Origin of the sequence: Bacillus sp. 17RED48 (assembly GCF_019837545.1) — a bacterium.
GTDB classification, from domain to species: domain Bacteria; phylum Bacillota; class Bacilli; order Bacillales; family Bacillaceae_G; genus Bacillus_A; species Bacillus_A wiedmannii.
Window position 1 is genome coordinate 264381 of record NZ_JADAXG010000003.1, and the last position, 21591, is coordinate 285971.

The 21591-nt window shown below is 37.6% G+C and carries 18 protein-coding genes and 5 pseudogenes; 19 read left to right on the forward strand and 4 right to left on the reverse strand.

All coding sequences use genetic code 11. From position 1 onward, the window contains the following. Positions 1 to 15 precede the first annotated feature (15 nt). Positions 16 to 306, reverse strand: a complete 291-nt coding sequence (locus ILT06_RS14225) for a DUF3784 domain-containing protein (protein WP_064475933.1) — start codon at positions 304 to 306, stop codon at positions 16 to 18. A gap of 201 nt (positions 307 to 507) precedes the next feature. Between ILT06_RS14225 and bla2 the strand changes: the two genes are divergently transcribed. The 6 genes from bla2 to ILT06_RS14255 all read left to right on the forward strand — a co-directional run bounded on the left by bla2 (position 508) and on the right by ILT06_RS14255 (position 6126). Further along, entirely contained in the window at positions 508 to 1278 is a 771-nt protein-coding gene (bla2, locus tag ILT06_RS14230) for a BcII family subclass B1 metallo-beta-lactamase (protein ID WP_064475932.1), read from the forward strand. Positions 1279 to 1968: 690 nt separating this feature from the next. After that, on the forward strand, positions 1969 to 3255 hold the full coding sequence (gene hcp / locus ILT06_RS14235; protein ID WP_064475986.1) for a hydroxylamine reductase: 1287 nt from the start codon (positions 1969 to 1971) through the stop codon (positions 3253 to 3255). 466 nt (positions 3256 to 3721) lie between these two features. Further along, a complete protein-coding gene (locus ILT06_RS14240) occupies positions 3722 to 4042 on the forward strand; it encodes a PadR family transcriptional regulator (RefSeq protein WP_064475931.1) in 321 nt (106 codons plus the stop codon). A gap of 75 nt (positions 4043 to 4117) precedes the next feature. Beyond that, complete coding sequence (locus ILT06_RS14245; protein WP_000891990.1) at positions 4118 to 4459, forward strand: DUF1048 domain-containing protein; 342 nt, start codon at positions 4118 to 4120, stop codon at positions 4457 to 4459. 155 nt (positions 4460 to 4614) lie between these two features. Next, a complete protein-coding gene (locus ILT06_RS14250; protein ID WP_064475930.1) occupies positions 4615 to 5376 on the forward strand; it encodes an ABC transporter ATP-binding protein in 762 nt (253 codons plus the stop codon). Beyond that, positions 5377 to 6126: an ABC transporter permease gene (locus tag ILT06_RS14255; protein ID WP_064475929.1), complete on the forward strand. Its 750-nt coding sequence runs from the start codon at positions 5377 to 5379 to the stop codon at positions 6124 to 6126. A 149-nt stretch (positions 6127 to 6275) separates the two neighbouring features. Here the strand turns inward: ILT06_RS14255 and ILT06_RS14260 are convergent, their stop codons facing one another. After that, the gene (locus ILT06_RS14260) at positions 6276 to 7238 is read right to left on the reverse strand and encodes a helix-turn-helix transcriptional regulator (protein ID WP_222655221.1); all 963 of its coding nucleotides are present in this window, start codon (positions 7236 to 7238) and stop codon (positions 6276 to 6278) included. 110 nt (positions 7239 to 7348) lie between these two features. On the opposite strand from ILT06_RS14260, the gene ILT06_RS14265 reads away from it, so the two are divergent. The 5 genes and pseudogenes from ILT06_RS14265 to ILT06_RS14285 all read left to right on the forward strand — a co-directional run bounded on the left by ILT06_RS14265 (position 7349) and on the right by ILT06_RS14285 (position 10217). Next, positions 7349 to 7828 (forward strand): GyrI-like domain-containing protein, encoded by a 480-nt coding sequence (locus tag ILT06_RS14265; RefSeq protein ID WP_064475927.1) that lies wholly within the window; start codon positions 7349 to 7351, stop codon positions 7826 to 7828. Between the two features lie 146 nt (positions 7829 to 7974). Then, positions 7975 to 8238 carry a DUF3963 domain-containing protein gene (locus ILT06_RS14270; protein WP_064475926.1) on the forward strand — a complete coding sequence of 88 codons (264 nt, stop codon included), beginning with the start codon at positions 7975 to 7977 and terminating at the stop codon, positions 8236 to 8238. A 243-nt stretch (positions 8239 to 8481) separates the two neighbouring features. After that, positions 8482 to 8688: pseudogene (locus tag ILT06_RS14275) on the forward strand (isocitrate lyase); the annotation flags it as partial. 509 nt (positions 8689 to 9197) lie between these two features. Beyond that, positions 9198 to 9476 (forward strand): annotated as a pseudogene (locus ILT06_RS14280) (hypothetical protein); the annotation flags it as partial. A 582-nt stretch (positions 9477 to 10058) separates the two neighbouring features. Next, complete coding sequence (locus ILT06_RS14285) at positions 10059 to 10217, forward strand: hypothetical protein (protein ID WP_002137521.1); 159 nt, start codon at positions 10059 to 10061, stop codon at positions 10215 to 10217. 353 nt (positions 10218 to 10570) lie between these two features. Here the strand turns inward: ILT06_RS14285 and ILT06_RS14290 are convergent, their stop codons facing one another. After that, the gene (locus ILT06_RS14290; protein ID WP_002066413.1) at positions 10571 to 11152 is read right to left on the reverse strand and encodes a TetR/AcrR family transcriptional regulator; all 582 of its coding nucleotides are present in this window, start codon (positions 11150 to 11152) and stop codon (positions 10571 to 10573) included. A gap of 274 nt (positions 11153 to 11426) precedes the next feature. Between ILT06_RS14290 and ILT06_RS14295 the strand changes: the two genes are divergently transcribed. The 3 genes from ILT06_RS14295 to ILT06_RS14305 all read left to right on the forward strand — a co-directional run bounded on the left by ILT06_RS14295 (position 11427) and on the right by ILT06_RS14305 (position 14850). Beyond that, positions 11427 to 12686: an MFS transporter gene (locus ILT06_RS14295; protein ID WP_064475924.1), complete on the forward strand. Its 1260-nt coding sequence runs from the start codon at positions 11427 to 11429 to the stop codon at positions 12684 to 12686. A gap of 100 nt (positions 12687 to 12786) precedes the next feature. Next, positions 12787 to 13860, forward strand: coding sequence for an LLM class flavin-dependent oxidoreductase (locus ILT06_RS14300; protein ID WP_064475923.1), 1074 nt, complete (start codon positions 12787 to 12789; stop codon positions 13858 to 13860). Between the two features lie 51 nt (positions 13861 to 13911). After that, positions 13912 to 14850, forward strand: a complete 939-nt coding sequence (locus tag ILT06_RS14305) for an alpha/beta hydrolase (RefSeq protein ID WP_064475922.1) — start codon at positions 13912 to 13914, stop codon at positions 14848 to 14850. 1049 nt (positions 14851 to 15899) lie between these two features. On the opposite strand, the pseudogene ILT06_RS14310 reads toward ILT06_RS14305, so the two are convergent. After that, positions 15900 to 16642: pseudogene (locus tag ILT06_RS14310) on the reverse strand (NAD-dependent epimerase/dehydratase family protein). A gap of 114 nt (positions 16643 to 16756) precedes the next feature. Between ILT06_RS14310 and ILT06_RS32495 the strand changes: the two are divergent. From ILT06_RS32495 to ILT06_RS14330, 5 genes and pseudogenes are all read left to right on the forward strand, one after another. Next, positions 16757 to 16960, forward strand: a pseudogene (locus ILT06_RS32495) (hypothetical protein); the annotation flags it as partial. 386 nt (positions 16961 to 17346) lie between these two features. Beyond that, positions 17347 to 18021, forward strand: a complete 675-nt coding sequence (locus ILT06_RS14315) for a response regulator transcription factor (protein WP_001142154.1) — start codon at positions 17347 to 17349, stop codon at positions 18019 to 18021. Continuing rightward, the gene (locus tag ILT06_RS14320) at positions 18018 to 19385 is read left to right on the forward strand and encodes a sensor histidine kinase (protein WP_064475920.1); all 1368 of its coding nucleotides are present in this window, start codon (positions 18018 to 18020) and stop codon (positions 19383 to 19385) included. Before ILT06_RS14315 ends, ILT06_RS14320 begins: the two co-directional genes overlap by 4 nt. A 181-nt stretch (positions 19386 to 19566) precedes the next feature. Further along, positions 19567 to 20547 (forward strand): alpha/beta hydrolase, encoded by a 981-nt coding sequence (locus tag ILT06_RS14325; protein ID WP_222655222.1) that lies wholly within the window; start codon positions 19567 to 19569, stop codon positions 20545 to 20547. A 293-nt stretch (positions 20548 to 20840) separates the two neighbouring features. Continuing rightward, positions 20841 to 20936 (forward strand): annotated as a pseudogene (locus ILT06_RS14330) (YjcZ family sporulation protein); the annotation flags it as partial. Between the last annotated feature and the right edge of the window lie 655 nt (positions 20937 to 21591).

Consider the following 21591-nt stretch of genomic DNA (forward strand, 5'->3'; position numbering starts at 1 on the left):
TTGGGTGATCTTTTTTTACTGCACCATGCGTGTATTTACATAGGCAGCGATTATAAAGTGTCCAATTATAATGATAGGAAATACGATTTTTACATTAGGAGTAAGGAAGATGCTACCAATTGTAGCGATAACACCAGCAATTAAATTATAAAGACCAACTATTTTTGATAACTTTATTTTATCTGACACACGGCGTTCATTGAATCCTGATAAGAGCCAAGTGTATTGTTTAACTCCGATGAAATAGGCTAGTGCGAATGAAATGATTGCTAGTATGAATAATGATGGGGAAGCGAAGAGAGTCATTGAAAACACCTCCGTTAAAGGGTTATAAATAAATTATAGTATGAATGTTATAATTTAACAAAATATAATTAAAGCGCACAAAATTTTGTGCGCTTTTTATTAATGGTATGAAAAATATGTAAGAAAAGATGGAACAAACATTTGAAATGAATTGTCTAATATAGGTAATAACTATTTCGTTTGAAAGAAAGGGTGGAGAAAATGAAAAATACATTATTAAAATTAGGGGTATGTGTTAGTTTACTAGGAATAACTCAATTTGTTAGTACAATTTCTTCTGTGAAAGCGGAACAAAAGCTAGAGCAAAAAGTAATAAAAAATGAGACAGGAACTATTTCAATTTCTCAGTTAAACAAAAATGTATGGGTTCATACGGAGTTAGGTTACTTTAACGGAGAAGCAGTTCCTTCGAACGGTCTAGTTCTTACTACTTCTAAAGGGTTAGTACTAGTCGATTCTTCTTGGGATGATAAGTTAACGAAGGAATTAATAGAGATGGTAGAAAAAAAATTTAAGAAGCGCGTAACGGATGTTATTATTACACATGCGCACGCTGATCGAATAGGCGGAATAAAAACGTTGAAAGAAAGAGGCATTAAAGCGCATAGTACGGCATTGACAGCAGAACTAGCAAAGAGATATGGATATGAAGAACCACTTGGAGACTTACAAACCATTACGAAATTAAAGTTTGGAAATATGAAAGTAGAAATGTTCTATCCAGGGAAAGGACATACAGAAGATAATATTGTCGTATGGTTACCGCAATATAACATTTTAGCTGGAGGTTGTTTAGTGAAATCTGCGGAAGCTAAAAATTTAGGGAATGTCGCTGATGCCTATGTAAATGAATGGTCTACATCGATTGAAAATGTGCTGAAGCGATATGGAAATATAAATGCAGTAGTGCCTGGTCATGGAGAAGTAGGGGACAGAGGATTACTTTTACATACATTGGATTTGTTGAAATAAGAAACTGTGGGAATATAAAAGCGAGGAGAAACAATTTTCTCCTCGCTTTTTTCTAACTATATTTAAATGCGAAGTCTGCATACGTTACTGAGATTTTAATTCCAAGTATACAAATACCAGTACCGTCATAATTGCTATAACAACGTAAGTAGCATCAAGCATTATAAGTGTTTTTAAAGTTTCAGTCATCCTCATTCACCCCTGGTATAAAAATATAAACATAATCTCTTATTAATTAGATAAGAGATTATAAAGATTACAATGTACATGAAATTTCTTAAGTAGATTCTATATAAATATATCATATAAATAATGTAAACATTGTAAAGATAGTGTAAATGTATTGTAAATAAAGTGATTTTTCATAAAATCTTTAATAAAAAAATTGATAGTTCTTCAAAATGAAAAAAAGCTATTCTTTCAGTTGAATAATAAAAAGAAAGAATAGCGTTTTTGTATGTCTATTTCTGTTAACTTTCTAGTTTATATGTGATTCAGCAATAGTTTAGATATTTGAAAACCTGAACAATATGATTATGTAATGTTTTTTTGGTGTCAATAAAAATATTATGTCAACAATATGAACTGTCACAAATTTATACTTAGTATTGTGATTGATATCACATCCTTTTATCTCACCGGATATTATGCTTAGTTTGTAAGGAATGATTGGGAGAGGGTGGGATGATCATGTTTTGTTATCAATGTGAACAAACGCCAACAGGCGGATGTAAAGTAATAGGTGTTTGCGGTAAAAATGAAACAATAGCAAGTTTACAAGATACGATTGTGTTTGGGCTAAAAGGAATTGCAGCTTATCGTACGCATGCTGCTCAGCTAGGGTATACTGATGCATTTGTAGATGCTACGACGCAAGAAGCACTGTATATGACATTAACAAATTCCAACTTTAATGAACAAGAACATATTGATATGGCTATGAAAGTAGGGAAATCGGCTTTACGAGTAATGGAGTTGTTAGATGGGGCGCATACGAATCACTTTGGTGTTCCAGAGCCCGTTCAAATTACACAAAACCATGTAGAAGGTAAAGCAATTGTAGTTACTGGTCATAATTTATTTGCGTTAGAAGAGTTATTAAAGCAAACAGAAGGAAAAGAAATTAATATTTATACGCATTCTGAAATGTTACCAGCACACGGTTATCCGCAGCTAAAAAAATATAAACATTTAAAAGGAAACATCGGTAAGGCATGGTATGATCAACGACGTCTTTTCGAAAAATTTACAGGTGCTATATTAGCGACAACGAACTGTGTTATGCCAATTAAAGGGTCATACTCTGATCGATTCTTTTCATATGATATTGCCGGTTTAGAGGGTGTACAAAAAATTGAAAATGATGATTTTGCACCATTGATTCAAAAAGCGCTTGAACTTCCAGAAGTACATATGGAGTCGGATGAGCAGTTAGTAACAGGGTTTCATCATAATACAGTATTATCATTAGCTCCGGAAATTATTAATGCAGTAAAAGAAGGAAAGATTAAGCGTTTCTTTGTCATCGCAGGTTGTGATGCTCCGGGAAAAGGCGGAGAATATTATCGTGAATTAGCAACGTCGCTTCCGCCAGAAACGGTTATTTTAACAACTTCTTGCGGGAAATTCCGTTTTAATGATGTGAGTTATGGTGTTGTACCTGGTACGGAGATTCCGCGTTACATTGATTTAGGACAATGCAATAATTCAATTTCTACAGTGAAAATAGCGGCCGCTTTAGCAGATGCTTTCCAATGTGAAGTGAATGAATTGCCAGTAAGTATTGTCTTATCATGGTTTGAACAAAAAGCGGTTGCTATTTTACTTGGGCTATTTAGTCTTGGAATTCAAGATATTCGTATCGGTCCAAAGGCACCTGAATTTATTTCACCTGGCGTGCTTGATGTATTACAAGAAACATTCGGTTTAAAACTAATTACAACTGCAGCGGAAGATATGGATATGATGTTATCGTAACAAAAGGATGATCTGTCTTATTAAGAAGAGCTAACCTATAGCGCCCCAAAACAAAAATGTAGAATATTTGTTTCGGGGTATTTTCTTTTCTTGGCCGGATAGGTATATGGTGAAATTTCTTTAAAAAGAAAATCGGCTGTATCTGATAGGCAATAGTTGATTTTAGAAAAATATAAAAATCGTGTTGACATTTACAACTACTCAGTCATACAATGTAGAAGTAATAGGTGATACTGAGTAGTGTTGTTTCTCAAAATGTTTTCAGTAAACAATAGGTAATAGCGGATTTTAGAAAAAATTTGAAAATCAGTTGACATCTATAGCTACTTAGTCATACAATGTAGTTGTAATAAGTAATACTGAATAGTATGGTTTTACTCAGAAGCTATTCAGTAAAAATTCGCCTTAGTACTCTGTGATACTGAATATAAGTCAGACAGAATAGGGGGTAAAGGAGGATCAGGACATGGAAAATTTAACTGAAATGCTAAAAGGTTCACTGGAAGGGTGTGTGCTGGAAATCATTAGTCGCCGTGAAACGTATGGCTATGAGATTACCCGCCACCTGAATGATCTTGGGTTTACAGAGGTTGTGGAAGGGACGGTTTATACTATCCTCGTACGATTAGAAAAGAAAAAGCTTGTGAATATTGAAAAGAAACCATCAGATATGGGACCGCCTCGTAAGTTTTATTCATTAAATGATGATGGCCGTCAGGAGCTTGAATTATTTTGGGAAAAATGGGATTTCGTTTCTTCAAAAATTAACGTCTTGAAGTCAAACTAGCCTCATAAAATAAAATGTTCCGGCTCATATTTGGAGAATTTCTTGTTCTGCTTTATAAAAAAGGAGGAAAATAAGATGTTGGAAATGTTTAAAAAATTAATCGGTGATAAAAAAGAGTACAAAATGATGATGGCACGTGTTGGAGCACTACCGGAAGATTATCAGTTTGTGTTTAAGAAAATTCAAAACTACATGTGGAATTTCTCAGCGGGTAATGGAATGGATATGCTGCACATACAGTATGAATTAATCGATTTGTTTGAAGCTGGTGCAGCGGAAGGTAGACAAGTGCTTGACATTACTGGGGAGGACGTAGCATCCTTTGCTGATGAACTAGTGGCAAACGCTAAAACGTATGTCTCTAAGTATCGTGAAGATTTGAATGAAAGTATTATGAAGAAATTGAGAAAAAAATAAATGCAATTAGTAATACCGACTGATTAGCTGGTTACAAATGTAAATTGCCACCATCGCTATTCAGTTATATTTTTAAACCGCTACTAAGTAATACAGATTATCAGTGATACTAAATAGAGGTTATAGGTAACCTATTTTAATAAGGGGGAAAAAGTATGAGCAATGCAGCAATTTCTGTAAAAGGGTTAAAAAAATCTTTTAAAGATAAAGAAGTCTTAAAGGGAGTGGATTTTGAGGTGCAGCGTGGCGAAATTTTCGCGCTGCTAGGCTCAAATGGAGCGGGAAAGACGACAACGGTCAACATCCTTTCAACGCTAATGAAACAAGATGATGGTGAAGTAAGTATTTGCGGTTTTGACGTCCAACGTCAATCAGATCATGTTCGTCAAAGCATCAGTTTGACAGGACAGTTCGCAGCTTTAGACGGCATGCTTACTGGAAGGGAAAACTTGATAATGATTGCTAAGTTACGTGGTGTTTCCAATCCCGCGCAAGTTGCTGATAATCTACTTGTAAGATTTAGCCTGACTGATGCGGCCAACCAGAGGGCAGACCAGTATTCAGGCGGGATGAAGCGCCGACTTGATATCGCGATGAGTTTGATTGGGGCGCCAGCAGTTATTTTTCTAGACGAACCAACGACTGGACTTGATCCGGAAGCGCGGATCGAAGTGTGGGATACAGTCAAGGAACTTGCCGGCAGTGGCACAACGATCTTACTTACGACTCAGTACTTGGAGGAAGCAGAACAACTGGCGGACCGTATCGCTATTTTGCATGGCGGAAAAATCATAACGACAGGTACTCTTACAGAACTGAAAGAGATGTTCCCGCCAGCAAAAGTAGAGTATATCGAGAAGCAGCCGACGTTGGAAGAAATTTTTCTTGCGATTATCGGTAAAAAGGAGGAGATGTAAATGAAAAGCAAAACAGGGGTATTACTAGGGCGCTTAATGCGTAATATTATGCGTAGTCCGGATACAATTATTACAGTAGCAATTACACCGATTATGATGATGTTATTGTTTGTCTACGTGTTTGGCGGGGCTATAAAGACTGGAACGGATAACTACGTTAATTATTTATTGCCGGGAATTTTGTTAATGGCTATCGCATCCGGCGTGGCTTACACTTCAGTACGATTGTTTACGGATGTAAAGAGTGGGCTGATGGCACGTTTCATTACGATGCCTATTAAGCGCTCATCAATATTGTGGGCTCACGTTTTAACTTCTCTTGTTGCTAATGTACTTACTATCGTGGTGGTTATTCTTGTTGCGCTCTTAATGGGCTTTCGTTCTAGTGCAAATATGCTAGATTGGCTTGCGGTAGCGGGAATACTGGGGATGTTTACGTTAGCGCTAACATGGCTAGCTATCATTCCAGGGCTGAAAGCGAAGTCTATGGAAGGGGCGACAGCGTACTCGTACCCACTCGTTTTTCTTCCATTTATTAGTTCGGCCTTCGTACCTACCGAAACGATGCCTAAAATTGTCCGTGTGTTTGCTGAGAATCAGCCTGTAACTTCAATCGTGAATGCGGTTCGTGCCCTATTATATGAAGGGACTGTTGGCAACGATATTTGGACTGCACTCGCTTGGTGCGTAGGTATCATGATCATCTCTTACTTTTTCGCTAGTAAAGCATTTAAACGTCAGTTAGGGTAAGTGAATTAAGTCATCCGAAATTATATATATTTGAAAAAGCACGGGAAGATTTTCCGTGCTTTTATTATGTATTGTGCTCTCATGGTAAAAAAATATGGGCAACAGGTAACGAATTAAACTCAATATTTTGAGGTTTAACCGATCACTGCTTATGGAGAATATAAACCTAACCGCTCTTGTAAATCGTTTAATATTTCTTCAGGCATTTCCCTGGTTGTAATATCTTTCCCTAGGAAAAGTAGCCAATGTGTTATCTCTGTCACTTCATCGGAATTGTTAACATCGATAAATGTTTTTAAAATGGCTGTGGATTGGTAAGGGTTTGTATAAGAAATTGAAATTTTGAAAGGATGGTATTTTTTGTACTGGGCAATCGCTTTTGGACCAAGTTCAAGTACAAGGTTAATTGCTTCGTCCTTCTTATTGAGTTTTTCTAAAATCTGTTTCTTATTTAACCTCTTTTTCGTCGTGTACGGTTCGATATTGATGAGGTCATCGACAGGAAACATCATCTTCTTTTCCTCTTTTAAGTCGAACCCTTCAATGATCCAATGGCTTTTTTCTTGATAAAGGTGTAATAGATAAATGGGATAAGACCTGATTTCTTTTTCTTCTTTGGTTGTAATCAATAAATGACTATCCAAAAGAAGGATTTGGATGAGTTTTTCTAACATAGGGTGGGGGAGGTCAGAAAGCTCAAGTAGATCGGGATTATGAGGATTAGTCCCTTCAAAAAGTAAGAGTTGATTTAAAAGAACGAGGTCATCTTGCTGGGTTTCTGAAATGAGTCCTAGTAGTTTTTCGGCTAAAGATTGACGACTTTTTAAATAGGGAAGTTGTTGATTTCTTGTAGCCATAAAGGCAATAAAAAGAGCTTTGACTTCATTGTCAGTAAAGCGAACAACGGGCAGGATAGAATTATGCATGACAAAATATCCACCAGTTCTTCCAACTTCAGCGACAAGTGGCATGCCCATAGCTTCAATGTCTCTAATGTCTCTAATAGCTGTCGATCGTGATATGTTAAATTCTCGCATGATTTCAGTAATCGTAAAGTGGGAGCGATTGTTGATATACCGCATAATTGTATTAATCCGTTCAACTTTTTTCATTGGAGTCTCCTAAACAGTATCATTTTTTGACATGATTTAAGGATATTATAAACGTATCAGATGAAAAGATAAATCGTTTGATTCATTTTAAAAAAAGGAAGGTTTTGAATATGAAAAATTATACGATTGAAGAAAAAGATAGCTTTATTGTGTTAGGTATTGGAACTGAAATTAAGAGTGACTATACAAACTTTGCTGGAATAAATAAAGAAAAAGAAGACTTTTGGTCAGCTGTTAAAGAAGATGGAAGGTTGGACACTTTAAAAGCTTTAGCTACAAACGAATATATTTTTTCTGTGAGCGAAGCGGTGAATAACAAGATGATGTATTATGCTGGTGTCATGACAGAAGCACAAATAGAAGAAGAATCTAGAGTGATCCAGTTTCCGAAGGGAGAATACTTAGTAGTGAGAGGGGAAGACAAAACGGCTGAAGAGCTAAGTAATAAGCTGACTGGCATCGCCTTCGGTCAAGCTTTACGAGAAGCAAAAGATTTTGCCTATGTTGGTGGACCGAATACAACGGTTGAGATGGGACAGAGAGACGGCTTAGTATTTGGTGAAATGTGGATTCCAGTTGTTAGGAAGTAAAGTGATAAAAGGTACGAGTATGGAAAGTAGAGGCTAACGATATTAAATTGTTGGCCTTTTTGACATAAATAAATTATTCATATGCTGCTACACATTATGTTCTGATAAAACGGAATAAAAGGAAATTAATGTAAGGTGGTGGCGGGGTGAATAAAAAAAGGATATTTGAGTTATTCATAGTAGTGTTTGTTTTTCTATTCCTATTCCTTCATGTAAGCACATTTACTAATGAAAAATTTAACGATAAATTGGATTCCTTTACTTTCGTTGTTCTATTTCTTATGGTTTATATTTACGCTATATTTATAGAACGGTATTTTGATAATATACAAAAGTGGGTTCGAAATATCACAATTTGTTTTGCTTTGTTAGTAGTTGCTGTAGTATCACTATGGATAGGTTACTTTTAAAGCCTTGTGATTAAGGAAATTTTGTTTTGTTATCTTTCCTTAACAACAAACAAGACGCCAACCAGATCATGGTAGCGCCTACGATAAGTACTATTGGTTTAATCATTAATAAGTATATCTGGACCCTTTTTCAACATATACGAGAAACCCGGAATAAATACGATACTAAATATAATAATGGAAGACCACATATTAAAATGAAATTTTTTACCTACAACTAAATAGTAGATGTTATGGACCAAGAAATTAGCACGCGGCTATAAAGAACGTGGTATGGCAGCGTATTCTGAATTACAACAGGCCGAATTTGCAGCAGAAGAGCATGGTTATTTTGCTATGCGTCATCAACGCGAAGTCGGAACAGGTTACTTTGATGAAGTGGCACAAGTGATTACGGGTGGAACTTCATCTACGACAGCGTTGAAAGGTTCTACGGAAGAATTGCAGTTTAAAGATGTGGAGAAAGTCTTAAAAAACATTGGCGTTTTGAACAAAAATTGCATGTGTTTGTTGCATTTTAAATTATAATATAAGTAACTCTTTTTATTGATATATATCTGTCATTTCTTGTTACAGAATCCTTATTACAAGGATTCTGTTTTTTTGCATTAAATTTCTACAAACAAAAAAGATAAGATCGGAGAATTCAATCTTATCTTTAGTACAAGGAGTAACATAAGGGATAATCATCATATTTTTATCACGCTTTATTTGTAAATGTTTCAAATTAGAAAAGGTTAGCTCCTCACTTCACCCCAGCCAAAAAACTTACACCCAAAAACGAAGGGTAACTCAATTATCAAACTCATATTAAGTTTCAATCTTGCCTAAGCACCCATTAGGATATACAACTGATCATCTATTTTTCTTTACATAATCTCCAGATACAGTCCATATCAACTATAGATTCTTGTCTTATGCTAAATGTAGTTCCAAACAAAACAAGGAGGTAATGAAAAATGATTAAAACATTATTAGCAGGAGCACTTTTAAGTACAGGATTGGTAGCTGGGGGTGCAGTAGGTGCAGATGATGCGAAAATGAACAATTTAAAATCAAATGAAGATAGTTCAAATCAAGTAATTACACGGAGTGCAGATGGAACAACGTCTTTCTCACAAAACTTTGATGTACCTAAAGATGCAGTGCCAGCAACTCCTAATGGAGATGCAAAAACTGTTGAAAGAACAGAAGGTACAGGTTCTCAAGAAGGAAAAATGGTACCAACAAAAGAAGGAAATTAAATACTATATAGTTATAACGAAGAGCATCCAAAAAGTGGTGCTCTTATTATATTATAGGGAGCAACTGGTTTTACTCAATATAGAACTGTAGTGGAAATTTAAGCTAGAATATGGGTTACTGTCTCTTCAAATCAGGGTGTTTGAAGCACTAGTTTTGATGGTAACGTTACAACATAAACATTTTATTAGAGATTTTTTAAATTTACATACACTCTAGATAAACTACATATCAACTTCAGATACTTGTTTTATGATACAAGTAATCAAACAAAAGGAGGGCAATACAAAATGATTACAGCAGTATTAACAGGGCACTCTTTTAAGTACAGGAGATTATTAACAGGTGGAGAAAATGTTGAAGATGTACAGACAGAAAAACATATTCCGTATGAACAAAATGAATTGTAACAAACTCTAGAAAAGTACGATTCGAAGAAATTTGAGTTATAAAAAGAAAATAGATAAATTGACAAGAGAAAAGCACGTGTATATCACAGGTGCTTTTTATTTTCATTTTAATATAGGGCTTGAATTAAATTTTTACACTAAAATATATGGTAAAAAGGGGGGAGTTCATTGCACAAAGTTATTTATGGAATATTAATTTTAATTTATACTTTGTATTCATTTTTTGTAAGTGATGGAAGTGAAGTTGGGTTTATTATGGTGTTAACTATAGTACTTATCTTTTCTGTGGTTTTAGAAAAAGGAAATGCAAACAAAACGACTGATTAAAGGTCTTTTTGTTTGCGTTTTTTTAGTTGGCTATTAAAGTCCAGATGTTTTAGGGATAGCACCAAATCGCCATCAAGCTTAAAGAACGATTTATCCCCAAACAATAAATACGAGCAACATGCATAAAATTTTCGTTCTGGAGGTGGTATGAGATTTTGAGTTGATGGGCATGTGGTGCTCCCTCATACCCATCAACTTAAGAATTCAGAATTACCCCGAAATGAAAAAATGAGCATTTTTGTTACAAGTTAGCACAAAATTTCGTTCTGGGGGTACTATAAAATTGTAGCTTGATGGAGATTTGATGTTCCCCCTATAAAGGTATGGTTTTCGTACTTTTAAATACAATTATGTCACTTAAGTAATGTGAGCGTCGCTGCTATTACATTGTCCACAAATGAACGTTGGGGGCGAGATTTCATCATAACCGTTAGACCGATTAACGCTACAATCAGTGCCTGTGCCAAAGACTTTGCATCTGTGTTGAATTCCAGCTCACCTGATTGGATTCCTCGTTCGATCGTCTCCTGAAAAATGACGGCGAGGTACATTTGATGTTCTCTGGTCAAAATTTCAAATCTCTCATCATGAGGTGCTAGTTCAACCATTGTATTGATACAAAAACAACCTTTACTAAGATCCCCTGCGTATTCTTCATTGACGACATCGGCAAAGAAAATAGAAAATGCCTCTTTTACAGAGGAGTGACTTTGAAGCCTATTTCGTATATCAGAGGCCCGAGACATTGTATACCTGCGAAGTGCGGCTTCAAATAATTCTTTCTTATCTCCAAAAGTCGAATAAATACTAGGACGTTGAATGCCCATTCTGGAAGTAAGATCACTTAATGAGGTAGCCTCATATCCTTTCTCCCAAAATAACTGCATTGCTGCATCTAAAACTTGATCCTCATCAAATTCACGGGTTCTTGCCATTAAGAATTCTCCTCTTCAAACTTTGATTTTATTAATTGTTTTAGGATAGGTGTGTAGGTAATTACAATTATTTTTTTAATTACCAGACAGTATGTTATTATTATATAATTAGCCATTATTCATGTCAAATTAAGCTCCATTAAGTTAATGTAACATTAACTTTAGTGTGAAAATCGTTGACAGAATGAATAAGTCTAAGTTATATTTACCAGTAATCATATTGTACCGAACGGTATGTTATGATTAAAAATCTAATGTGATTGGAGGTCAAGGTATGTTCAAAACAGAGACAAATATAGAAGATGATCCACTCTACACTAAGATAAGTCATAAATCTTCCATAACAAAACCTAATTTGAATCAACAGCCATCCATGTCTCACGCTTTGGCATTATTGTTTGCGGCTGCCTGTGGAATGTCTGTTGCCAATATTTACTTTGCACAGCCGTTGCTTGATCAACTATCTAATGAGTTTGGTATTAACCATTCCATTATTGGTGTTGTTATTACCGTTACACAAATTTTTTATGGAGTGGGCTTACTGCTACTCGTACCACTTGGAGATTTGCTAAACCAGCGACATCTAATTGTCGGTCAGATGCTATTATCTACAACAGCTCTGGTTATAGTTGGTACTGCTTCCTCCAGCATGGTACTTTTCGCAGGTATGGCTTTGGTGGGGCTGCTTGCAGTTGTGACACAGACTCTCGTGGCGTTTGCAGCGACCATCGCTTCCCCTAGAGAAAGAGGACGTGTCGTTGGTATTGTAACAAGTGGAATTGTTATTGGTATACTTCTTGCACGTACTTTTGCTGGTATATTAACAGATGTTGTGGGATGGCGTTCTGTATATCTATTTTCTGCTGCGCTCATGCTTTTGATGGTTTTTATGTTTATAAAGATGTTGCCCAATGTTGAGCGCGAGGTAAAATCGCTATCCTACCCTCAGTTGATTAGATCGGTGCTTACTTTATTTATTCAAGAACGAACGTTACGCGTTCGCTCCGTTCTAGCCATGCTGATTTTTGCTGATTTCAGCATTTTGTGGACTTCACTAGTACTGCCACTTAGTACACCGCCAATTGCTCTATCTCATAGTGCAATTGGTGCATTCGGTCTTGTAGGTGTGGCTGGAGCCTTAGCTGCGGCACGGGCAGGGAAATTGGCCGATCAAGGTTACGGACAACGAACGACAGGCATTGCTTTAGCTCTATTATTGATTTCATGGTTGTTCATCAGCTATATGGAGCAGTCATTAATCGCATTAGTGATAGGGATAATTCTACTTGATTTGGCCGTACAAGCAATACATGTCACGAATCAAACCATGATTCTTCCATTGCATACAGAAGCACGGAGTCGACTTACTGCTGGATATATGGTTTTTTATTCTATCGGCAGTGCTGGTGGTTCAATTGCTTCGACTCAAATATACGCACACTTTGGCTGGGGAGGGGTTTCCTTACTCGGAGCCTCTGTAAGTGCTTTCGCTCTTCTTTTTTGGGCTATGACCAGACGAGTTAAGATTTTATGAAATAAACGTGTGTTAGCCAATATGAGAAACATGTTACTTCCATAAAGGAAATGATTAATTTTTTTGACTTAAAATCTAATTAGACTAGGAGAGATAACAAATGGAAATAGGTATTACGTCTTTTGTAGAAACGAAACCAGATGTTCATAGTGGTGAAGTGATAAGTCACGCACAGCGATTGCGTGAAGTTGTTGAAGAAATCGTTCTTGCTGATCAAGTAGGACTTGATGTGTTTGGTGTTGGTGAGCACCATAGGGAGGATTATGCAGCATCCTCTCCAGCGATGGTTCTATCAGCGGCGGCACCACAAACGAAAAAGATACGGCTTGCGAGTGCAGTAACCGTGCTTTCTTCAGCTGATCCTGTGCGTGTTTTTCAGGATTTCTCTACACTGGATGGCATTTCAAATGGACGTGCAGAGATTATGGCGGGTCGTGGTTCCTTTATCGAATCTTTTCCACTGTTTGGTTATGAATTGAAGGACTATGATGAACTGTTTGAAGAACATTTGGACCTACTGCTCAAAATACGTCAGTCCGAAAAAGTGACTTGGGAAGGCAGACATCGACCGGCAATCAATAATTTAGGTGTGTATCCAAGACCTGTTCAAAATCCTTTACCGATATGGGTTGGTAGCGGTGGGAATCAGGAATCTGCTATCCGTGCCGGTTTTCTGGGATTACCACTTATGCTGGCGATTATTGGTGGTAGCCCAATGCACTTTGCACGAATTGTACAACTATATAAGAAAGCGGCGGCTCACGCTGGTCATGATGTATCAAAACTTCAGGTGGGGTCTCATTCGATTGGATTTGTTGGAGAGAATACGGAATTGGCAGCAGATACATTTTTCCCTTCCACTCAGGCAGGCATGAATAAACTTGGTAAAGAGCGGGGGTGGCCTTATTATGATCGTTCCAGCTTTGATACTGCACGAAGTTTTGAAGGGGCGTTGTATGTTGGTGATCCAGATACGGTCGCCGAAAAAATCATCCATCTTCGTAAGCATGTAGGGATTACACGCTTTATGATGTATGTACCATTAAGTACCATGCCACATGATCAAGTCATGCGTGCCATAGAATTGCTTGGAACAGAAGTTGCCCCTCGTGTGAGAGAGGAAATTGCCAAATGGGAAGCTGAAGGAGAACAGGAGACACATCTATTCCGCTAATTATTCGATAAGGATTGCATCAAGTCTCATTATTTAACTGGAGGAATTTATATGAAAATTGACAGTCGAGTATTACCAGAATTAAAACAGGCTTTCTCACAATTTCCAGGCTTTCAATTAGAGGGGGATTTAGAGGTGAGTCGAAGTCTCTTGTCGAATCCACATTTGGAAAAATCAGAGCTTGTACACATGACCAAGCGAATGATTCCTGGCGCAGCCGGCGAGATGTTAGTTAAAATTTATGAACCCGTTGAGAAAAATCTTGATAAACTTCCAGCTATGCTGTGGATTCACGGTGGTGGATACGTAATGGGCCACCCTGATATGGACGATGTTTTGTGTGAACGCTTTGTTCAGACTGCTGAATGCGTTGTTGTGTCTGTCAATTATCGACTTGCGCCCGAAAACCCTTATCCAGCGGCTATTGAAGATTGTTATGCAGGCTTGGTTTGGATGACAAATGAGGCAGACTCGCTTGGAATTGATGTAAATCGAGTTGCGATCGCCGGCGCAAGTGGAGGCGGTGGGCTAACAGCAGCACTTGCATTAATGGCTCGTGATAAAGGAGGTCCATCTATTATTTTTCAGATGCCGCTGTATCCGATGCTTGATAGCCACAACATAACACCATCAAGCTATGAGATTATAGAAGAAAATGCAACATGGAATAGATCAAACAATTTAACGGCTTGGAATATGTACTTAGGAAAGAAGAACGATACTAACGAACAATCTCCCTATGCCGTACCTTCGAGAGCAGACAACTTAGCAGGACTACCGCCAACTTATACATGTGTAGGTCAACTCGATTTATTCCGAGATGAAATTATTGAATATGTAACACGACTTGCACAAGCAGGAGTAGATGTTGAATTTCATCTCTACCCCGGCTGCTTCCATTGCTTTGAAGTACTTGTGCCTGAAGCCGAAGTGAGTCAGCGTGCCAGTCAGAATTATTTTGATGCGATGGCACGGGCGCTTCATCCATAACTTATCTTAGTTCAGTCATCGGGGTGTTCAACTGAAGGCATGAGTGATAGCTCTAAATTTATTCGATGAGTAGAGATTACAGAAAGAAGTACAAATAGTGCCACCATATACTTTAAATTTTGCCCCTTACTCATTGATTAAAAACAGGAAATACTGCAAAGGTGGAATAGTTAACCAAGGTGTCAAAATAGTGTGCTAGCAATTCAACTTTTTTACTGCAGTTACGATGATAAGCACAATCAACACTTTGGAGCGTTTTTTTTCGTAAGTCGAGTTACTTTTTTAATCGCATTCATACTAAACAGCAGCAGGAAAGGGCGCCAATTGAACATTGGCACCGTTTATAAGAAGCGATAGACTGCATCCTTAGCTGGATCTTCATTTCAAGCTCGGAAAAAATAGAATTAAGTTCTTTTGGTAGTTGATGATATTGGTTATTTTGAGCTATTGTAGTTAAGGCACCTCTTCTGTGGTAGTGATTTCTAGGTAATCTCACTATAACAAGAATCGAGGTGCTTTTCATTTTACTCAAGTTGTACAGTACACAATTGATAGACTCTAAATTCAATATTGCTAAATCTCCCAGCTTATTTTATAGGTGCGAAAGTTGAGTTATTTAATTCCCATCTTAATGAAGAATTATTGAAATATATTTCTCCATTAGAATGGGAACACATTAATATTCTAGGAAAATACCGATTTAGTATAAAAGAAATTGCATCATTAGACTCCCTACAATCACTACAAACGACTTAACAGTAAAAAGCCAATTATTCTCTTAGAGTACCGGAAATCGGCTTTTTCTTATGAAATTTTGCTTAGCGTACGAAATTCGCGTTTTGATGGTGCTACCCGATTATGCTGAAACGGAAAAGAACATCTGTGGAACTAGTGGTGACAATAGAGTTGTTCCACAAATGAGACAGAAGAATAGTGTGCCCTATCTAAAGGAATTGTGATATTACGATTGTATAAACTGTATCTATTGAAAATAGAACAAATAAAAGCTAAATAACAATAATATAATCTCTTTTCTAGATATGCATTTATCAAGAATCAAAGAACTTAATACCACTTAGTACAAAAGCATCAGAACTAGGGCTATAACCAACTAACTTTCTTGTTCCTTCAATATCAATTCGTTTAAACCTGTTGTTAGATACACCATGTAAAATTGAAAATGGAGGTAAGTTCTTTGCCGTCATCGACTTTAAGAGAAGGTCCATAAAATCTTCTGGGTTTAAGTATGTACTCATATCTCTAGCTGTTAGTGGTTTACCGTATGGATTATTATACGAATAGCAAGACTTTGTAACCCTTCTTCATAAGCAAAGTAAGAAGCAACAGCCTATGCGAAACACTTACTTACCCCGTACATATTTTTGGGTCTCGTGGGTGAATAAGCATGTGGTTGATAATCCAAAGGATAGCCTTCAATTGTTTGAGCACTGGGAGCAACTATCACTTTGGATACATTATTATCACTAGCAGCTCTAAAAATATTATAGGTTCCCTTTATATGATTTTCTAATAAGGAGCCATAAAAATCAGCATTTGGCGAAGGATTACCTGCCAAGTGTATAACTATATCTATCCCTTTCGTAAATTCTTGACAAGCAGCTAAATCAGAAATATCTAAATATATGATTTCATGATTTATATCTTTAAAAGTTTCTAAAGCAGATAAGTTAATATCTGCTAGCCGTAACTAGTAATTCCCTTGCTTATCTAGGAATCTTGTAACATCTTGGCCAATCTTACCTGCAGCACCTGTAACTAAAATTTTTTGCATTTCACTTTATCCTTCCATAAAAAATATATCCCTTGTCAAGGGTCATATAATAGAGCATGCACTTATTGTATGTTGGTAATGGCATTAAATAAAACGAAGAAATATAATGGAGGCATGAATAAAATTCATGAGGAGGACCATAGTTCACTTAAATTAACAAATAATGATTTGGAACGAATGTGCAATCAAAGTTGACACGGCATTTACGCATTTGATGAAAAATAATTAGTGGGTATGGGACGTGTTATTTCAGATGGTGTAATTACTGGAGTAGTTTGGGGAATATGTGTTCTACCAATCTATCTGTCCGAAGGAATCGCCGCCATGTACAAATAGCGCTGGGAAATTGAATCATTTTTCCGCTGGATTTAGCTGAATTTGAACGTTTCCGTATTGTTTGGTACAACATCCAATGCGTTGTTCAATCAGTTATTCACAGCTATAATTGCCTATGCTTTGCTGAAATTTCTTCGTGCACAAGGCCAAAAGACAAAATAAACGCTTGTCATTTGCAGGTTTCACACGCCTGTTTTTTTGTGAAGCCTTGTCAATTGAGTGGAAAATTAGTTTGAAAGAAACACTTGAATTCTACAGGTCGATAAATCAAGAAACTGTATTACTTTGGTTAATCAACATACGTGTTAATTTATAGTATAATGATTGCTTGAAATAATGCGGTGGAAAACAGGGAAAAGAGGGAAACGATGCCTACTATACTAGTTGCTGACGACGATGCGAACATTCGCGAACTCGTCTGTTTATTTCTACGCAACGACGGATTCGCAACAGCTGAAGCAGCGGATGGCAAGGAAGCACTGGCTGTCTACATCTCAACGAATGTCGATCTTGTCGTACTTGACATTATGATGCCGATTATGGATGGTTGGACGTTAAGCAAGGAGCTCCGAAGAGCCAATCCTGATCTACCTTTACTTATGCTGACTGCGAGAGGAGAAACATGGGAGAAAGTGAAAGGTTTCGAACTTGGGACGGACGATTATTTAACCAAACCATTCGATCCGTTAGAGTTGACGGTTCGTGTTAGGGCACTACTCAAACGATACAAGATTGGCTCCACGCAGACGATCCATTTAGGGAACGTCATCCTTGATCGACAGACCTATAAGGTGATGAAAGGGACGGAGTCGCTTACGTTGCCGCTAAAGGAGTTCGAATTGCTGTATAAGCTCGCTGGAACACCCGGACAAGTCTATACGCGCGTGCAGTTGATCGATCAGATTTGGGGTATCGATTACGCCGGAGATGATCGAACGGTAGACGTACATATTAAACGGCTGCGTGAACGGTTCGCGACAACACCCGATTTTCGGATCGAAACGGTGCGCGGGCTTGGGTATCGGCTTGAGGTTTATGAATGATCAGATCCTTATATATACGTGTTGTCCTGACATTTTTAGTCTCCATCATCGGGGGCACGATCATTTCTTTTTTGGTGTCAACTTGGATATTCGAGGATAAATTGAACGAAAACGCTCAAATCAACTTACGTAACTTTGGCCAAGACATCGTCCGGATTTACAAGACCTTTCCGTTACGTGAAGCGGACTTGTTCGTAAGTGAAATGAAGCAGCTCGATTCTTATTATATTCGAATTTACGAAGCAACGGGTCAGTTCAAGTCTTACGGTAAACTTCACGGACACAAACCTGCGCCTGTGACGATGGAGCAACTAAAGAAAGTATTAGATGGAGGTGTTGTTCAGGACACTCCTAATGGTATTGCCACGGTCCTCTTAGGGCTACCGTTGAAAACGGAAATGGGAACGAAAGCGATATTTTTGGAAGCGCTCGCCCCTCCTTCAGCCTCTTTTGTCACAAAGTGGGCAGTGGTCTTTGCAACATGTTCGTTGATTGCAGGAAGCTTATTGATTCTAGTTGCCTCTGTATTCCTGGTAAGACCGATAAAAAAGCTGACAAAAGCGACCAGGCGGATAGCATCTGGAGATTTCAACGTCAAGTTGAATATTAAGCAAACGAGTGAGCTGGGTACTTTGGCTCGCAGCTTCGAAGAAATGATGCACGATCTGCAGCAACTTGAGCAGATGCGCAGGGAATTCGTAACGAACGTGTCGCACGAGGTTCAGTCTCCGCTCACTTCGATATCCGGTTATGCTCTAGTGCTTAAGCAAGTTGACCTCTCAGAATACGAACGAAGCCGTTATCTTGATATTATCATCGCTGAAGCGAAAAGGATGTCCAAAATGAGCGATAACCTGCTAAAGCTGAGTTTTCTTGAATCGCAGTCAAAGCAACTGCGGCTCGTCACGCTCAGCCTCGATGAACAAATCCGACGGATAATTGTGGCGCTCCAGCCACAATGGTCTGCTCGCGATATACATTTCGAGCTTGATTTACAGACAGTTAAAGTAACGGCTGATCATGACCTGTTAAATCAGGTTTGGACGAATATCCTCAGAAATAGCATCAAATTTTCCGAGGATGCCGGCGTGATTAACGTAAGCATCAAACAAGATACCAAAAACGTGACAATCCTAATATCCGACACTGGTATTGGTATTCACCTTGACGACCAGAAGCGTATATTCGAGCGTTTTTTTAAGGCTGATCGTTCCCACAGTCGCAAGTATGACGGAAGTGGTATGGGACTCGCTATCGTTAAACAGATCGTGTCGCTTCATCAAGGTGACATCCGAGTGAAAAGTGAACTTGGTCAAGGAACGACCTTCATTGTCACTTTGCCAATCACTACACCAACAGATTAGTTAGATTCATTCTCTATGCTACGACTCATATGCAAGCTTACTTGCATATGAGTCGTAGCATTTTTTTTTGCAGTTCATATTCAGTTCATATTGTCGTCATGGTGAGTACATCTTCATTGATTAAGTTTTCATTACAGGCACATAAAGGAAGGCAAACAGATCAGGACAGGAGAAGATGACAGTGACACAACAAGAGGAAAAGAAAACGCTGAGTGGAATGAAAATAAAGAAAGTGCGAAGCATCTTACTTAAAACCATAGGAGCAATCGTTCTAGCCATTGTACTTTTTTTAGGTATTGTTTATATCGTAAATGTGATGAGTAGTCATTCGGAGCAAAAACGAATAGTGCCCTACGGGCAGCACGTATCTGTAGACGGGAAAAACATGAATGTATTAATTCAAGGCGAGGGCGAGGAAACAATCGTGCTCCTGCCTGGTTATGGAACAGCTACTCCAGGGCTTGATTTTAAGCTTCTTATCGATGAATTATCTCCATTTTACAAAGTTGTTGCGGTAGAGCCTTTCGGTTATGGATTAAGTGATGAAACTGTAAAAGAGCGAACCACGGAGAATATGGTAAGTGAAGTTCATGAAGCTCTACAGCAGCTTAATATTAACAGATACATGCTCATGGGCCACTCCATTACAGGTATTTATGGAATTGATTATGTGAACAAATATCCAAACGAGGTGACTGCATTTGTCGGAATCGATAGCAGTGTTGCAACACAACCGGGTATGGATATCAATTTCCTATTAAAAACGTTTGCATATCTCAAAAAATCAGGTCTCTTAAGATTGGCTATGAAAATTAGTGCTGACCCCTATGCTGGACTGGCATTTGATGAAAAAACCGTAGAGCAAATGAAAATGATTTCGAATAAAAACATGTATAATGACACAACCTTGAATGAGATGGACCATATTTCGTCTAATTTTAAAGGGGCTCAAGGTTTAATCTTCCCTAAAAATCTTCCACTTCTTCTCTTTGTACAAGCGAATAATGAAGATGTAGCAGGATGGATACCTCTGCATGAAGGGCAGATCAAAGACTCGGTACATGGAAAAGTAGTAACCATGGATGGATCACATTATTTACACCATACCAAATTCAAAGAAATCGCTGAAAACGTTAGACTATTTATAAAAGAAGTAAAGTAAGTGTTCAGAGAAAGGTTCATTCGTTATTTTATGCATTTGTCTACAGTCTGCAAGACCATCATTTCGATGGTCTTTTTTATGTCCAAACAGTTGTATATTTCCAAACCAAGATTATACTTTCGCCTGAAAGATATTGGGTTGCATTTTCATATTAACTAACGAGGCAGGTGTGCGGCCGAGCCTAGGTCGTATCATATAACGGGTGGGATTCCCGTCGAGTAAGAACTAGCCATTCGCTCGTAGCGAGTCTTGGAGGGCTAAAGGTAACTTTAGTCTTTAAGCGTAAACAGTTAGGTGGCGGATTTGCTTTACTGATCGTTCTATTCATCCTGTTAATCATTATAGGATGTAGTTGTTGGGGCGGCGGTAGCGGCGGATTCGGTTACTAAAAAAAGGGGCACTCATAAGAGTGTCTTTTTTCTCAATATAAGAACCCTAAGAATATGATATTATTTTAATGCAAATTCCCTTTTGTGCAATGAGATAGTAATGCCCAATAAAAAAACCACCTATTTCCGTAGGTGGGCCTTATCTTTATTACACAATATCAAAGTATACTCTCTTTTTCTCGTGAATTTTATGTAATTATACATATTTGTAAAAACTACATAAAATAAATATTACATGTAGTAAAATATAAATTGTGGACACGTTCTATAAAGCTGATTCTCCGATTAGAAGGCGTAACACATCTCAACCATATAGGTGTGGCGTTGCTTTAATCTAGCCAAACAAACGATCTTGATTCTCTTGTATTTGTACACTAACAATCTGTTGAAAATAAATGATTCTGTTTTATAGGACGTGTTTACTTAATGTCCAATACATAGTATTAAATTAAAGTGGTTCAAGTCGGAGGAAGGCACCTTAGGGTGTCTTTTCTTTATGGGGTCTCATCACATCGCCATCAACTAAAAAAATATATATAACCCCTAAAAAGGAATTTTATATATTTTCAATTTGAAGAGATCAATTTTCTCGTTTGAGGTATTTGTTTACCTTATCATGAGGACAATAAAGTGTTTTATACTATATTTTTTGAAA

What these genes read in the sequence shown, in the direction of transcription:
- bla2 (WP_064475932.1), top strand. Translation starts at nt 508, where the DNA reads ATGAAAAATACATTATTAAAATTAGGGGTATGTGTTAGTTTACTAGGA.
- ILT06_RS14295 (WP_064475924.1), top strand. Translation starts at nt 11,427, where the DNA reads ATGTTCAAAACAGAGACAAATATAGAAGATGATCCACTCTACACTAAG.
- ILT06_RS14290 (WP_002066413.1), bottom strand. Translation starts at nt 11,152, where the DNA reads ATGGCAAGAACCCGTGAATTTGATGAGGATCAAGTTTTAGATGCAGCA.
- ILT06_RS14260 (WP_222655221.1), bottom strand. Translation starts at nt 7,238, where the DNA reads ATGAAAAAAGTTGAACGGATTAATACAATTATGCGGTATATCAACAAT.
- ILT06_RS14300 (WP_064475923.1), top strand. Translation starts at nt 12,787, where the DNA reads ATGGAAATAGGTATTACGTCTTTTGTAGAAACGAAACCAGATGTTCAT.
- ILT06_RS14240 (WP_064475931.1), top strand. Translation starts at nt 3,722, where the DNA reads ATGGAAAATTTAACTGAAATGCTAAAAGGTTCACTGGAAGGGTGTGTG.
- ILT06_RS14245 (WP_000891990.1), top strand. Translation starts at nt 4,118, where the DNA reads ATGTTGGAAATGTTTAAAAAATTAATCGGTGATAAAAAAGAGTACAAA.
- ILT06_RS14255 (WP_064475929.1), top strand. Translation starts at nt 5,377, where the DNA reads ATGAAAAGCAAAACAGGGGTATTACTAGGGCGCTTAATGCGTAATATT.
- hcp (WP_064475986.1), top strand. Translation starts at nt 1,969, where the DNA reads ATGTTTTGTTATCAATGTGAACAAACGCCAACAGGCGGATGTAAAGTA.
- ILT06_RS14315 (WP_001142154.1), top strand. Translation starts at nt 17,347, where the DNA reads ATGCCTACTATACTAGTTGCTGACGACGATGCGAACATTCGCGAACTC.
- ILT06_RS14250 (WP_064475930.1), top strand. Translation starts at nt 4,615, where the DNA reads ATGAGCAATGCAGCAATTTCTGTAAAAGGGTTAAAAAAATCTTTTAAA.
- ILT06_RS14265 (WP_064475927.1), top strand. Translation starts at nt 7,349, where the DNA reads ATGAAAAATTATACGATTGAAGAAAAAGATAGCTTTATTGTGTTAGGT.
- ILT06_RS14305 (WP_064475922.1), top strand. Translation starts at nt 13,912, where the DNA reads ATGAAAATTGACAGTCGAGTATTACCAGAATTAAAACAGGCTTTCTCA.
- ILT06_RS14225 (WP_064475933.1), bottom strand. Translation starts at nt 306, where the DNA reads ATGACTCTCTTCGCTTCCCCATCATTATTCATACTAGCAATCATTTCA.
- ILT06_RS14320 (WP_064475920.1), top strand. Translation starts at nt 18,018, where the DNA reads ATGATCAGATCCTTATATATACGTGTTGTCCTGACATTTTTAGTCTCC.